Raw genomic sequence first — 13,884 nt, 5'->3', positions numbered from 1 at the left:
ATGACGAACGACGTCCCGCTTTCCCCGTCGACCGAGGCCCCCACCCCCACGACGAAGACGCTGGTGCACCTCGTGCGTCACGGCGAGGTGTTCAACCCGAAGAAGGTGCTCTACGGGCGCCTCGACGGCTACCACCTCTCCGAGCTCGGCCGTGAGATGGCCGAAGTGACGAGCCAGTGGCTCGCCCCGCGCGACATCACCTACCTCGTCAGTTCGCCGCTCGAGCGTGCGCAGGAGACGGCCGCGCCGCTCGCGGAGAAGCTCGATCTGCCCGTCGTCCTCGACCCGCGCGTCATCGAGGCCGGGAACGATTTCGAGGGTCTGACCGTTGGATCGAACCCCAAGCAACTGCTCCAGCCCCGCTTCTGGCCGAAGCTCGTCAACCCGCTGCGGCCCAGCTGGGGCGAGCCGTACCAGGAGATAGCCGAGCGCATGTACACCGCCATCCTCGACGCACGTGACGCCGCGGCCGGGCACGAGGCCGCCGTCGTCAGTCACCAGCTGCCCGTGTGGACGGCCCGTCGCTTCGCCGAGGGCAAGCGCCTGTGGCACGACCCGCGATCGCGTGAGTGCACGCTGGCGTCGGTTACGACGATCGAGTTCACCGGTGACGAGATCACCGGCGTCCAGTACGCCGAACCCGCGGGTCGTCTGCTGCCCAACTCGACGCAGTCGGTGGGTGCCTGATGGCGCGCCGTGCCCGATCGCTCAAGGCAACCGCAGCGACGTCGCTCGCCCTTGCCGTCACCCTCGGTCTGAGTGCGTGCGGTAGCGAGCAGAACGACAGCATCAGCAAGCAGGCCCAAGCCGGAGACAACAAGGGCTATGTGGCCGGTGACGGTTCCGTCGAAGAACTTGCGGCCGCCAAGCGTGCCGAGCCCGTGAAGCTCACCGGCGAGACGCTGGACGGCAAGAAGTGGAACGTGGAGTCCGAGCGCGGCAAGGTCGTCGTCCTCAACGTGTGGGGTGCGTGGTGCGGCCCGTGTCAGGCCGAGACGCCGCACCTCGAGAAGGCGTGGAAGAACTACGACAACGCGAACAAGCCCGTCGTGTTCATGGGCCTCGACCAGCGTGACTCCGACGCCGTCGCCAAGTCCACGCTCAAGAAGTGGGGCGCCACCTACCCGTCGCTGAAGAACGACGACGGGCAGAACCTGCAGGGTCTGCAGCGCAAGGTCGTGGCCACGCCGACGACGCTCGTGCTCGACAAGCAGGGGCGCATCGCGGCACGCGTCTCCGGTTCCACCACCGAGACCACGGTGCGGAACATGGTCGACAAGGTGCTCGCGGAGAAGGCTTGAGCTCCGGCGTTGCGGCGCTCGCTCACCTGACGAGTTCCCCCGAACAGATCGTCGCGAACGGCGCGTTGCCGCTCGCGATCTTCTTCGCTGCGCTCGCGGGGGTCGTCTCATTCGCGTCGCCGTGTGTGCTGCCGCTCGTGCCGGGCTTCCTCGCCTACGTCACGGGCTTGACGGACGAGAAGCGACGCACCCGACTCGTGCTCGGCGCGTGCCTGTTCGTGCTCGGATTCTCCGTCGTCTTCGTCGGCATCCAGGCCGCCGTCAGCCTCGTCTACGACACGGTCGGAGCTCACCGCAGTCTGCTCACGCGCATCGGCGGCGTCGTCGTCATCCTCATGGGGCTCATGTTCCTCGGCGTCGTGGGTCAGCGCGGCTTCACGGTGCGCTGGCGCCCGGCCGCCGGCCTTGTCGGGGCACCGTTGCTCGGTGCCGCGTTCGGTCTCGGGATGGCTCCCTGTATCTCGCCGGTTCTCGGCACGCTGCTGGCGGCCAATACGTCGCTCAACGCGGACAGCCAGGGGAGGGCTCTGTTCCTCACCGTCTGTTACGCGCTCGGCATGGGCCTGCCGTTCATCCTCATCGCCGCTGGGTGGAGCCGTGCCGAGAAGGCGTCGAAGTGGCTTCGTGACCACCACCGTCCGATCCAGATCGTCGGCGGCACTCTCATGATCGCCATGGGCTTGCTCATGGTGAGCGGGCTGTGGGAGGAACTCATGGCCCTCGTCCAGTCCAACCTCGTCAACCAGTTCGAAACGGTGATCTAGTGGCAGCCAAGAAGGCCCCGGGCAACAACGGGCCCGAGACCAGCGACGACGCAGCGAAGGGCGCAGCCGCCAAGAAGTCGCCGCGAGGCGGCGCGAAGGCCGGTGGCAAGTCCGGCACGTCGGGCAAGGCCGGCGCGAGCATCGGTGTCCTCGGCATGCTGCGCTGGTTCTGGCGCCAGCTGACGACGATGCGCACGGCGCTATTCCTGCTGCTGCTCGTGGCCATCGCGGCCGTGCCGGGCTCGATCTTCCCGCAGCGCTCGATCGACGCCACCCGCGTCACCCAGTACGAGCAGGACCACCCCGACCTGTTCCCGTGGCTCGATCGCCTCGGGATGTTCAACGTCTACAGCACGCCGTGGTTCGCCGCGATCTACCTGTTGCTCGCCGTCTCGCTCATCGGCTGCATCATCCCGCGCGCCAAGGTGCACTGGAAGGCGATGCGTTCCGGGCCGCCGAAGATGCCGCGCAACATCAAGCGCCTGCCGGCTCACCGCAACGAGACGCTCGACGCCAGCCCCGAGGCCGTCGCGCAGGCCGCGCGCGAGGTTCTCCGACGCAAGCGCTTCAAGATCCGCAAGGACACGGGCGACCTCGAGGTTGCCTCCGAGGGCGGCATGCTGCGTGAGACCGGCAACCTGCTGTTCCACCTCAGCCTCGTCGGCATCATCGTCGCCGTTGCCGGTGGCCACGTGTGGGGTTGGCGCGGCGACGTCATCGTGCCCGACAAGAGTGGGTTCACATCGACGATGACCCGCTACGACACCCTCAAGCTCGGCCCCTGGGTCGACCTCGAGGAGGATCTGCCCGACTGGTCGCTGAAGATGGACAGCCTCAAGGTCATCTTCGAGGACAAGGTCGACCCCACGAGCCCGCAGTGGGGGCAGCCGCGTGACTTCACCGCGGACGTCCACTTCAAGGAGTCGCCGGAGGCGAAGTGGCAGCAGGACCAGATCCGCGTCAACCACCCGCTCAAGGTCGGCGGCGGCGAGGTCTACCTCCTGGGTAACGGCTACGCGCCGAAGATCACGTACAAGGACGCAAAGGGCAACGTCCTGTACGACCAGTCGACGCCGTTCCTCGCCGTCGACAACCAGTACAAGTCGACGGGCGCGTTCAAGATCCCCGGCGCCTCGCCGGACCAGGTGGGTCTGTTCGGCTTCTTCCTGCCCACGGCCTACGTCGACCCGAACAAGGGCCCGAGCTCGGCCTTCCCGGACGCGAAGGCTCCCGCGCTCTACCTCGGCGTCTACAAGGGTGACCTCTACCCGAACGGCCGCCCGCAGTCGGTCTTCAGCCTCGACACCGAGAAGATGACGCAGGTCAAGGACGAGAAGGGCCAGCCCCTTCGTCTGCAGATCGCACTCGGTCAGACGGTGAAGCTGCCGAACAACATGGGTTCGGTCACCTTCGAGTCGGTGCCGCGTTGGGCGGGTCTCTCGATCCGGCACGACCCGGGCAAGCTGCCCGCTCTCATCTTCTCCGTCACGGCCCTCGCAGGCCTCGTGCTGTCGCTCATGATTCGCCGCCGCCGCGTCTTCGTCCGGGTGCGCCCGGCCTCGGACGCAGACGGTTCGGGCGCACCGCGTACAGTGGTGGAGATCGGTGGCCTCGCCAAGGGCGAGGACCCCAGGCTCGCTCTCGCGGTCGACGAAATCTTCGAACGCATCCAGGCTCGCGCCGTCACGACCGGAACGACAGGTAAGGCATGATGTCCGCTTTCGCCCTCATCGACGAGGCCAACAGCGCCCTCGCCCAGAACTCGACGTACGCCGTCTACGCCTCCGGGCTCGTCCTGACGTTGGCCATGCTGGCGTTCTGTGTCGACCTGGCACAGACCCCGGGCCGCAAGGAGCGTACCGGCGAAGCCGCTGCCCATACCGGGGACGAGGACGCCGCTGAGGGTGCATCCACGACCTCGAGCAGGGAGAAGTCGGCGGGCGGCGCCACGGCCGTCCTCGAGCGTACCGAGACCCACTCCTCCAAGCGTGACCTCGACGGCGACGGCGGGAGCGATCTTCCTGCCGACCCGGCACCGCGCAAGTGGGCCGGCACGGGCATGGCCCTGACGTGGCTCGGAACGGCGGCGCTCGTCCTCGGCATCGCGCTGCGCGGATTCGCCGTCGGTCGCCCGCCGCTGGGCAACATGTACGAGTTCGACCTCGTCGGCACCGCGTTCCTGCTCGTGTGCTTCCTCGGCTGGAGCCTGCGCAAGGACGTGCGCTGGCTCGGTGCGTTCGTCACGCTCCCCGCCGTCCTCTTCATCATGCTCGCGGCCCTCGTGTACTACACCGAGGCGAGCAAGCTCATGCCGTCGCTGCAGTCGTACTGGCTGTCGATCCACGTGACGGTGGCAACGCTGTCGATCGGTCTGTTCACCATCGGCTTCGTCATCACCTGCCTCTACCTCGCGCAGCTCAACCGTGAGGAGAAGGGCAAGACGGGCGGCTTCCTCAAGGCCCTGCCGGATTCCAAGACCCTCGACCGTCTCGCGTACGGCGTGCACATCATCGCGTTCCCGCTGTGGATGTTCACGATCCTCGCCGGCGCCATCTGGGCCCAGGAGGCCTGGGGCGCCTACTGGAACTGGGACCCGAAGGAAGTGTGGTCCCTCGTCATCTTCATCGTGTACGCGGCCTACCTGCACAGCCGCGTGACGGTCGGGTGGAGCGGTCGCAAGGCCGCCGTCGTCGTCATCATCGGCTTCGCCTGCATCCTCATCAACTACGGCGTCGTCAACGTGTACTTCGTCGGCCAGCACTCCTACTCGGGGCTCTGATCCATGGCACCTGTCGCGCGCTACACCGTCCTGCGCCTCCTCGTCTTCTTCGGCTGCCTCAGCGTCGGCTGGCTCGTAGGGCTCCGTGGTTTCCTGCTGCTCATCGTGGCGGCCATCGCCTCGACGGTCATCAGCTTCTTCGCGCTCAACCATTTCCGTCAGGAGACGGTCGACGTCGTGGAGAGCCGCGTCGAGCGTCGCCGCGAGCGCTCCAAGGAACTGCGCGAGGCCGAGGACAACGACGAGTAGTTCGTCGGACTCATCCACCCGTCACACCAGGGTCAGCCAGTAGTCCTGGAATCGTAGGAAGATGGCGAGCACGAGGAGTGCGAGCCACATGACAGCTGCGCTGGGTGCCCAGCGGCTGACCGCCGCGGGTACCGCGCCTTCCGAGGCGCCGGCCCGAACTGCGACGGTGACCAACGCGAGCATGACGACCCACACCACCATGCAGTAGGGGCAGAGCGCCCCGATCACGGTGAGGCTCTGCCAGATGAGCCAGTGGACGAAGGCAAACCCCACGAGGACGCCGGCGAGCAAGCCGACCCAAACCCAGCGGCTGAAGTGGAGGCCGCCCGCGCCCAGGGCGCCGGCGGTCATCACGATGCTGAAACCCACGATCCCCAGTACAGGGTTCGGCAGGTCTGCCACGACACTTGCCTGCCACGAGGTGATGACCGAGCCGCAGGCGACGACGGGATTGATGCTGCAACTCGGGACGTGCTCCGGATCGGCCAGCAGTGCGAGCTTTTCCATCAGGAGAATGACGGAGCAGACGAGGCCGACGGCAGACAGGCCGACGAGGGCGATGCTCTGCCGCCGCTCGCCCGCGGAGCTGCTCACTTCACCGCTTCATCGATGAGGGAACGGAAAGCCTCCATGGAGTCGACGGTGACCTTTTCGCCGTCGAGGAAGAACGTCGGGGTGCCTTCGACGCCCGCTTCCAGGCCGGCTTTGTAGTCCTTCTCGACGCGGGCCTTGGTGGCGGGGGACGCCACGGCCCTGTCGTAGGCGGCCATGTCGAGGCCAAGTTCTTGCGCGTAGCCTCGGAACACGGAGGCTTGGGATGTCTGCTTCTCGCCCCACTGTGTCTGACGTTCGTACATCGTGGAGTACATCTGCTGGAGTTTGCCCTGCTGTGCCGCGGCCTCCACAGCGAGCGCGGCGGTCATGGAGTTCTTGTGGCCCGGCAGCGGGAAGTAGCGGATGACGAAGGTGACCTTGCCCTTGTAGTCCTTGCGGAGTTCCTCGACGAACGGGTATGCGGCGCGGCACGCCTCGCATTCGAAGTCGAGGAATTCGACGAGGACCGGTGAGCCGTCGGGTGCCTTTTGCAGCCGGTGGCTGTCAGGGGCGGCGAGGTTGGACACGGCCGTGTCCCCGGATGCGGACGGCGTCGGCTTCGGTTCTGGGGTCCTGTTGAGGAATATCACTGCGACGATGACGGCGGCAACGATCGCGACGACAAGTGCGGCGGCGAGGGCGGGCTTCTTCATGCTCATCCTTGTACGGCGGGCGACAGTGGGATTACGCTAACATCTGTTCAATTGATCAGATGTTAAGGAGTTGCTCGTGTCGTCGAATGTCGAAGCGCTCGATGCTTGTGCGCCGGGGGCCGACTGCCCCGACAAGGTCGCTTTGGCGATGGAGGCATTGCCGCCGCTCGAGGTGATCGAGGAGATCAGCAGCGTCTTCAAGCTGCTTGGCGATCCCACTCGAACCCGTCTGCTCCACACACTGCTCGACGCGGGGGAGCTCTGCGTCTGTGATCTCGCGGAGGCGACCGGGGTGACGGAAACGACTGTCTCACAGGCTTTACGTCTGATGAGGTCGTCCGGGGTTGTCATCGGTCGTCGAGCGGGCCGAAACGTCTTCTACCGCCTTTCGGACGGCCACGTGCGCATGTTGCTCGACGTGACGCGGGCGCACATCGATCACGACACGAGTAAGTCCTGAGATGGGGCACGGTCACTCGCACGGCCCCACGGCCGCTGAAGGCACTTCGGCCGCAGGGCGTCATCGGTGGCGCCTGGCGGTCTCGTTCGGCCTCGTTCTCGCGTTTTTCGTCGTCGAACTCGTCGCAGGTCTGCTCTCGGACTCACTGGCTCTGATCAGCGACGCCGGCCACATGGCCGCCGACGTCGTGACGTTGGGTGCGGCGCTCGTCGCCACACGCATCGCGACACGGAAGGACACGACAGGCCGCCGCACGTTCGGCTCCTACCGCGCTGAGGTCTTCGCCTCCGGGTTCGCAGTGCTCGTCATGCTTGGCGTGTCGATCTACATCGCGGTGGAGGCGATCGGACGTTTCGGGTCCCCGGGCGAGCCGGCTTCGGGCGTCATGCTCGTCGTCGGTGCGATCGGGCTGGTCATCAACCTCATCAGCATCGCGCTGTTGCGCGCCGGGGCGAGCGAGAGCCTGAACGTGCGCGGCGCCTACCTCGAGGTTCTCGCGGACAGCCTGGGCTCCGTCGGGGTCATCGCCGCCGCACTTCTCGTTCGATTCACCGGCGCAACGTGGTGGGACACAGGAATCGCCCTCGCCATAGCGGCCTTCGTTGCCGTACGCGCGGTGATGCTCGGGCGTGAGGTGCTCGCTGTGCTGGGCCAGCACGCTCCTGCCGACGTCGAGCCGCGCGAGATCCTCGAGGCGCTCGAAGCCCTCGGGTCGGTCGAGGACGTGCACGACCTGCACGTGTGGCAGCTCACGAGCGGAATGAATGTCGCTACAGCTCACGTCGTCGCCTCCCCAACGGGTGCCCGCGACGGAGTAGCCCTGCGAGAAGCGAGCGACCTGCTGCGAACGAAGTTCAGCATTGCCCACGCGACGCTCCAGGTGGAGACCGGCGTCGAGAACTGTGAAGGGGCGGATTGGTGACGACATTGACTGCTGAACGTCGGGCCGCCCTCGGGCGCCGGGCGCAGTGGCTTGCGCTCGCGACGGTGCTCTACAACACCGTCGAAGCGTTCATTGCCATTTCCGCCGGCAAGATTGCGGGCTCGGTGGGTCTTGTCGGTTTCGGTCTCGACTCGATCATCGAAGTGTCAAGCGGCCTCATCATCCTGTGGCAGTTCCGTCATGCCATGCCAGAGTCCAGGGAGCAGACCGCGCAGAAGGCGATGGCCTTCGGGTTTGCTGCGTTGGCGCTGTTCGTCGGCTACGAAGCCATCTCGGCGCTCGTGCGGCGGGAGGCGCCGGATGTCTCGTGGGTCGGCATGCTACTCGCGGCGTTGAGCGTCGTGATCATGCCGTTCCTGTCTTACGCCCAGCGATCCACGGGTCGAGAGCTCGGTTCGGGATCGGTTGTCGCCGATTCGACACAGACGCTGCTGTGCACGTATCTGTCGGTCGTGCTCCTCGTGGGACTCGGGCTCAATGCACTGTTCGGATGGTGGTGGGCCGATCCGATCGCGGCCCTCGCCCTGGCTGCGGTCGCCGCCCGGGAGGGTTGGCGGGCATGGCACGGGGAAGGCTGCTGTGCCGTTGGGAACTCAGGTACCCCTTGCTCGGCAACCTCCACGGTCGACGACTGCTGCTCCGGCAACGTTGCCACCGGACCCGAGCGTGTCGATGCCTGCGCAGACGGCTGCTGCTCGGGTGAGCACTCGAAGTCGTCCACGCCGCAGCTCGTGCAGTTGGGGCGCAGCTCTGACGCGTGAAGTCCGCGGATGATGATCGGGCCGGGCACTCTCCATTGAGGTGCCCGGCCCGATCGTCATCGGTGACCGTGGTCAGTTCATGAAGTGCGCGGCGAGGAGACCCCCGCCGAGCAGGATGCCGTAGGCGAGCTGGAAACGTCCGGTGCCGGCGAGGGCGGGTACGAGGTCGCGGCCCGTGGCCCCGCCGAGAACACGACGCAGTGGCGGCACCGCGAGGACGAGGGACACGAAACCGGCGGCTGCGGGCAGGTGGTAGACGGCGCAGACGCCGACGGCGAGGGCCGCGACAGCCACGAGGACGGCGTAGAAGATGCGCGTCGGGCGGTCGCCGAGCCGGACGGCGAGGGTGTTCTTACCGACCTCGGAGTCCGAGGGGATGTCGCGCAGGTTGTTCGTCACGAGGATCGCGCAGGCGATGGCACCGACGCCGACAGCGCCGGCGATCGCCGGAACGGAGATCTCCTTGGCCTGGGTGTACGTGGTGCCGAGCACTGCGACGAGGCCGAAGAAGATGAACACGAAGACCTCGCCGAGGCCCTGGTAGCCGTACGGGTTCTTACCGCCGGTGTACTTCCACGCGGCGATGATCGCGGCAACCCCGACGAGCAGCAGCCATGGGGTGTTGGCCAGCGTGATGAGCGCGAGCCCGACGAAGGCGGCCACGAAGAAACTGGCGAACGCGGCGAGCTTCACGTTGGACGGGTTCGCGAGGCCCTGACCGACGAGTCGAACGGGCCCCACACGGTCCTCGTCGGTGCCGCGGATGCCGTCGGAGTAGTCGTTGGCGTAGTTGACGCCGATCTGGAGGAAGAGCGCCACGAATAGCGCGAGCAGCGCGAAGCCGGCGTTGCCCCGGTCCAGCGCGTACGCGGCGCCGGTGCCCACGGCGACCGGTGCAACGGCGGCGGGCAGGGTGCGGGGGCGTGCGCCTTCGACCCATTGGTTGAGCGTGGCCATCGGTGTCTTTTTCTCCGTCGGATCGGCAAGGAAGCAGAAGTGCTAGCGCAAATTCTGCCACTGGTCATGGCGAGCGACGAACGCGCGATCCGGCTTGCCCACGCCCGTCAGCGGCAGGGCCTCCTCGTAGCGGACCAATCGTGGAACCGCGTACGGCGGCAACAACCTTCGGCACTCGATGAGCAGACGTTCGGAGAGTTCCTCGGTTGCATCGACGGCCGCGTCCGTGACGATTGCCACAGCGACGGTCTGGCCCCAACGCTCGTGCGGGCGGGCGACAACCACAGCGTCGCGTACTCCGGGCACGCGTTGGACGGCTTCCTCGACGACGCGCGGGCTCACCTTGTAGCCACCGGTCGTGATGACGTCGTCGATGCGTCCGGTGATGGCGAGGGTGCCGTCGAAGCTGCCGAGGTCGTCGGTGAGGAAGTGATGTGCGCCGGCCTCGTCGACGAACGTGACGGCGGTGCGCTCGGGGTCGCCGAGATAGCCGGCGGCGAGCATCGGGCCCGTGAGGGCGATGCGACCGACACCGTCGTCGTCGGGCTCGATGACGCGTACGCCGACGCCGTCCAGCGGGGTGCCGTCGTAGACGCAACCGCCGGAGGTCTCGCTCGAGCCGTACGTCGTGACGACGGAGAGGCCCCCCTCACGGGCCCGCTCCAGCAAGGCGCGGGGTGTGGCCGAGCCGCCGACGAGGATGCTGCGGTACCGCCGGGCCGCGGCGAGGGCGCGCGTGTGTGTTTCGTCGTCACCGTCGAGCAGGTCGCGCAACTGAGTGGGCACGAGGCTCGTGTGGATCGGCGAGAACGGGGGAGCGTTTCGGGCGACGAGGCCGGTCGCCTTCGTAAAGCCCTCGAGGCTCCAGGCGTCGAGGACGGTGGGCGTCGTGCCGGAGACGATGGAGCGGACGATCACCTGGGTGCCGGCGATGTGGTGGGGCGGCAGTGGCAGAAGCCACGTCCCGGCGCCGATGCGGTCGTGGGTGGCGGTAGCACTCGCGACGAGAGCGCCGCGCGTCAGCATCGCGCGTTTGGGGGTACCGGTGGAGCCGCTCGTCGCGACGACGAGGGCGAGGTCGTCCGGTGCGGCGGCGAGTGCGGCGGCGTCGAACTCGGGTTCCGGGGTGCCTGCTTCGTACGGCGCGAGGCCAGGTCCTGAGCCGTCGAGGGCGGCGGCGAGGGCCTCGTAGTAGCCGGTGATGTCGGCGCGGTCGACGGGGAACGGAACGAGCTCGGGCATGTCCTTCACCCTAGCCAGGCCGGTCGGCGAGCCCGCGCAGGGCACATGGTGACGGTTGGGGTTCTTGGTGACGCTTGACCGTCACCAACTACCCCAACTGTCACCAACTGTGGGAGGGGTCAGTCTCGTCGGGCCTGAACGAGGCCCCACAGGCCCAGGCCGACGACGATGACGGCGACGCCGATACGGACCAACGCTCCCCTTCGGGCGGTGAGTTCATCGCCTGCGGAGGATCGCGTGGCGCACAGTTCTGACCGTACTCGTCTGCAGCCCTCCACCGCGGACCTGAGCGCTCATTGTGGAGACCACGCGACACAATGAGCCCATGACGAATCGCAAGGTGGCAGTGGTGACGGGTGCGAGCAGCGGCATCGGGCGGGCCAGCGCCCGCGCGCTCGCGGCGAAGGGCTACGAGGTCGTGTGCGCGGCCCGTCGCCTCGATCGCATCGAGGAGCTCGCTCGCGAGATCGACGGCCGCGCCGTCCAGTGCGACGTGACGAACCGCGAGGACGTCGAGCGTCTCGCCGCCGAGGCCGGGCCCCGCGTCGACGTCCTCGTCGCGAACGCCGGGGGAGCGTTCGGCACCGACCCCGTGGCGAGCGCCGACCTCGACGACTGGCGTCGCATGTACGAGATCAACGTGCTCGGCACGCTCTCGACGATCCAGACGACGCTGCCCGCCCTCGAAGCGGCGCACGGCGTCATCATCACGATCGGCTCGACGGCCGGGCTCGTCTCGTACGAGGGTGGCGGCGGGTACTGCGGCGTCAAGCATGCGGTGCGCGCCATGATGGGTTCGCTGCGCCTCGAACTGTTCGACAAGCCCGTGCGCGTGTGCGAGATCGACCCGGGCATGGTCAAGAGCGACGAGTTCGCGCTCGTGCGCTTCGACGGTGACGAGGAGAAGGCCGCAGCCGTCTACGCAGGTGTCGAGGCGCCCCTGACGCAGGAGGACATCGCCGACGCCGTCACGTACATCGCGGAGCTGCCGGAGCATGTCAACATCGACCAGATGGTCGTGCGCCCGCGCGCTCAGGCGGCCCAGCACAAGGTGTTCCGCACGTCTTGACCGGCGCGCCCGACGCGCGTTCCACCCGCCGAACTGCTCGGCGGGCGGATCCTCTTCCAACGCGGCGTGCCGCGGCTCTACGGTGGGTGAATGCGGCCCGATCGGATGGCAGCATTCATGACTGACCGGGTCCACGCGTCGGCCCGAAGCGCTCTCAGGAGGTGGCTCGTTGTCGACCCCACGTCTGCGCACCCGGGGCGGCACAGCCCCCGCGGTGCTCATGGTCGTCGGATCCTGCGCGTCGCTGCAGTTCGGTGCCGGCCTCGCCGTCCAGCTCTTCCCGGAGATCGGCGCCGCGGGTGTGACGACGTTGCGTCTCGGCTTCGCTGCCGTGCTCCTGCTGCTCGTCACCCGTCCGAAGCTGCGTACCTGGACGAAGCAACAGTGGTTCGCCGTCGTCGCGTTCGGTCTGTCGTTGGCCGGCATGAACGGCCTGTTCTACGAGGCGATCGCGCGTATTCCGCTCGGTCCGGCCGTGGCCATCGAGTTCCTCGGTCCACTCGGTCTCGCGGCGGTGCTCTCGCGCAAGCTGCGCGACTTCGCGTGGATCGGCCTCGCCCTCGCCGGCGTCGCGATGCTCGGTCTCGACGACGTGGGCGGTTCGCTGGACCCGGTGGGCGTCGCGTTCGTGCTAGGCGCGGGCTTCTTCTGGGCCCTCTACATTCTGGCGAGCGAGCGCGTCGGCTCGCTCCTCGACGGTGCGGGTGGCCTCGCGATGGCACTCGTCATCGGCACGCTCGCGATCATGCCGTTCGGCGCTCCCGGGGCTGTCGAGGGCCTCACGGACACCCACTTCTTCATGCTGGCGCTCGGCGTCGGCATGCTGTCGTCGGTCATTCCGTACGGCTTGGAACTGTCTGCGCTGCGTCTGTTGCCGAAGGCGGTGTTCGGGGTGCTGCTGGCGCTCGAGCCCGTCATCGCGGCGCTCGCCGGGTGGCTGTTGCTCGATCAGGGTTTCGGCATGGTCAGTGCTCTCGCTGTGGCGCTCGTCGTCATCGCCGGCGCCGGCTCCGCCATCACTGCGTCACGCTCGGCCAGCACCATCACGCCGCCGGAGGACACCCCCGACGAGGTGACGGCGTCCGTTCACGCGTGACGCACCACGCCGAGGAGGCACCGATAGGCTGACCGGCGTGAGTGACGAGACGCAGAAGCAGCCGGGCAACCCGTTCGACCCCACGGCCTGGAAGGTCGTCGAGGGGTTCGAGGATCTCACGGACATCACCTACCACCGCAGCGTCGAACTCGGCTGCGTGCGCGTGGCGTTCGACCGCCCTGAGGTGCTCAACGCGTTCCGCCCGCACACCGTGGACGAGCTGTACCGCGTGCTCGACCACGCGCGTCGCACGCCGGACGTCGGTGTCGTCCTTCTCACCGGCAACGGCCCCGGCCCGGAGGGCACCGGCAGCGCCGGCAAGTGGGCGTTCTGTTCGGGCGGCGACCAGCGCATCCGCGGCCGCTCGGGCTACCAGTACGCGGCCGACCACGACGGCGACCAGACGGCGTCCGGCGTCGACGAACTACGCGTCAAGGCCGAGGGTGGGCGTCTTCACATCCTCGAGGTGCAGCGCCTCATCCGCACGATGCCGAAGGTCGTCATCTGCCTCGTCAACGGTTGGGCAGCCGGTGGCGGCCACAGCCTCCACGTCGTCTGCGACCTGACGATGGCCTCCCGCGAACACGCGCGCTTCAAGCAGACCGACGCCGACGTGGGTTCCTTCGACGGCGGCTACGGCTCCGCGTACCTCGCGAAGATGGTGGGCCAGAAGTTCGCGCGCGAGATCTTCTTCCTCGGCCGCACGTACACGGCCGACGACATGCACCGCATGGGCGCGGTCAACATCGTCAGCGCGCACGACGAACTCGAGTCGGATGCCCTCCAGGCGGCCCGCGAGATCATGAGCAAGTCGCCGCAGGCGCAGCGCATGCTGAAGTTCGCGTTCAACCTCTCCGACGACGGCCTCATGGGCCAGCAGGTCTTCGCCGGCGAAGCCACGCGCCTCGCGTACATGACCGACGAGGCTGTCGAGGGGCGCGACCAGTTCCTCGAGAAGCGCGACCCCGACTGGTCGGGCTTCCCCTGGTACTTCTGATCGGCATTTCGTACTGCCC

Annotated in this window: 16 protein-coding genes; 12 read left to right on the top strand and 4 right to left on the bottom strand. The window is 67.6% G+C overall.

The annotated features are described in order from the left end of the window. From D1832_RS11685 to D1832_RS11660, 6 genes are read left to right on the top strand one after another with little or no spacing between them, the layout of a single operon-like run. Nucleotides 1-687: a histidine phosphatase family protein gene (locus D1832_RS11685; RefSeq protein ID WP_118914209.1), complete on the top strand. Its 687-nt coding sequence runs from the start codon at nt 1-3 to the stop codon at nt 685-687. Beyond that, nucleotides 687-1,301, top strand: coding sequence for a TlpA family protein disulfide reductase (locus D1832_RS11680; protein WP_006944694.1), 615 nt, complete (start codon nt 687-689; stop codon nt 1,299-1,301). Before D1832_RS11685 ends, D1832_RS11680 begins: the two co-directional genes overlap by 1 nt. Further along, the gene (locus D1832_RS11675; protein WP_118914207.1) at nt 1,298-2,065 is read left to right on the top strand and encodes a cytochrome c biogenesis CcdA family protein; all 768 of its coding nucleotides are present in this window, start codon (nt 1,298-1,300) and stop codon (nt 2,063-2,065) included. The genes D1832_RS11680 and D1832_RS11675 overlap by 4 nt, the downstream gene beginning before the upstream one ends. Then, nucleotides 2,065-3,777, top strand: a complete 1,713-nt coding sequence (gene resB, locus D1832_RS11670) for a cytochrome c biogenesis protein ResB (RefSeq protein ID WP_241510996.1) — start codon at nt 2,065-2,067, stop codon at nt 3,775-3,777. Before D1832_RS11675 ends, resB begins: the two co-directional genes overlap by 1 nt. Then, nucleotides 3,777-4,844, top strand: coding sequence for a c-type cytochrome biogenesis protein CcsB (gene ccsB / locus D1832_RS11665; RefSeq protein WP_118914205.1), 1,068 nt, complete (start codon nt 3,777-3,779; stop codon nt 4,842-4,844). The genes resB and ccsB overlap by 1 nt, the downstream gene beginning before the upstream one ends. Nucleotides 4,845-4,847: 3 nt before the next feature. Next, nucleotides 4,848-5,093, top strand: a complete 246-nt coding sequence (locus D1832_RS11660) for a DUF4229 domain-containing protein (protein WP_047312426.1) — start codon at nt 4,848-4,850, stop codon at nt 5,091-5,093. Nucleotides 5,094-5,114: 21 nt separating this feature from the next. Here the strand turns inward: D1832_RS11660 and D1832_RS11655 are convergent, their stop codons facing one another. Beyond that, a complete protein-coding gene (locus D1832_RS11655) occupies nt 5,115-5,687 on the bottom strand; it encodes a vitamin K epoxide reductase family protein (RefSeq protein WP_047312425.1) in 573 nt (190 codons plus the stop codon). Further along, entirely contained in the window at nt 5,684-6,340 is a 657-nt protein-coding gene (locus D1832_RS11650) for a DsbA family protein (protein ID WP_047312424.1), read from the bottom strand. Before D1832_RS11650 ends, D1832_RS11655 begins: the two co-directional genes overlap by 4 nt. Before the next feature lie 76 nt (nt 6,341-6,416). Here D1832_RS11650 and D1832_RS11645 point away from each other — a divergent pair, with 76 nt between their 5' ends. The 3 genes from D1832_RS11645 (at nt 6,417) to D1832_RS11635 (ending at nt 8,504) form a co-directional block, all read left to right on the top strand. Continuing rightward, nucleotides 6,417-6,800, top strand: a complete 384-nt coding sequence (locus D1832_RS11645) for an ArsR/SmtB family transcription factor (protein WP_415544663.1) — start codon at nt 6,417-6,419, stop codon at nt 6,798-6,800. 1 nt (nt 6,801) lies between these two features. After that, nucleotides 6,802-7,722 carry a cation diffusion facilitator family transporter gene (locus tag D1832_RS11640; RefSeq protein ID WP_047312422.1) on the top strand — a complete coding sequence of 307 codons (921 nt, stop codon included), beginning with the start codon at nt 6,802-6,804 and terminating at the stop codon, nt 7,720-7,722. Between the two features lie 65 nt (nt 7,723-7,787). Beyond that, nucleotides 7,788-8,504 carry a cation diffusion facilitator family transporter gene (locus tag D1832_RS11635; protein ID WP_241510995.1) on the top strand — a complete coding sequence of 239 codons (717 nt, stop codon included), beginning with the start codon at nt 7,788-7,790 and terminating at the stop codon, nt 8,502-8,504. A 72-nt stretch (nt 8,505-8,576) separates the two neighbouring features. On the opposite strand, the gene D1832_RS11630 is transcribed toward D1832_RS11635, so the two are convergent. Further along, on the bottom strand, nt 8,577-9,461 hold the full coding sequence (locus D1832_RS11630) for a 1,4-dihydroxy-2-naphthoate polyprenyltransferase (RefSeq protein WP_118914204.1): 885 nt from the start codon (nt 9,459-9,461) through the stop codon (nt 8,577-8,579). Nucleotides 9,462-9,503: 42 nt separating this feature from the next. Continuing rightward, the gene (locus D1832_RS11625) at nt 9,504-10,703 is read right to left on the bottom strand and encodes an AMP-binding protein (protein WP_118914249.1); all 1,200 of its coding nucleotides are present in this window, start codon (nt 10,701-10,703) and stop codon (nt 9,504-9,506) included. A gap of 325 nt (nt 10,704-11,028) precedes the next feature. Between D1832_RS11625 and D1832_RS11620 the strand changes: the two genes are divergently transcribed. The 3 genes from D1832_RS11620 to D1832_RS11610 all read left to right on the top strand — a co-directional run bounded on the left by D1832_RS11620 (nt 11,029) and on the right by D1832_RS11610 (nt 13,865). Further along, nucleotides 11,029-11,772, top strand: a complete 744-nt coding sequence (locus D1832_RS11620) for an SDR family NAD(P)-dependent oxidoreductase (RefSeq protein ID WP_047312419.1) — start codon at nt 11,029-11,031, stop codon at nt 11,770-11,772. 169 nt (nt 11,773-11,941) lie between these two features. Beyond that, on the top strand, nt 11,942-12,868 hold the full coding sequence (locus D1832_RS11615; RefSeq protein WP_241510994.1) for an EamA family transporter: 927 nt from the start codon (nt 11,942-11,944) through the stop codon (nt 12,866-12,868). Nucleotides 12,869-12,905: 37 nt separating this feature from the next. Further along, on the top strand, nt 12,906-13,865 hold the full coding sequence (locus D1832_RS11610) for a 1,4-dihydroxy-2-naphthoyl-CoA synthase (protein WP_047312417.1): 960 nt from the start codon (nt 12,906-12,908) through the stop codon (nt 13,863-13,865). Nucleotides 13,866-13,884: the final 19 nt, after the last annotated feature.

It is taken from the genome of Dermacoccus abyssi (assembly GCF_003515945.1).
In the GTDB taxonomy this organism is placed as follows: Bacteria; Actinomycetota; Actinomycetes; order Actinomycetales; family Dermatophilaceae; genus Dermacoccus; species Dermacoccus abyssi.
This window is presented reverse-complemented; position numbering and strand designations above follow the sequence as displayed.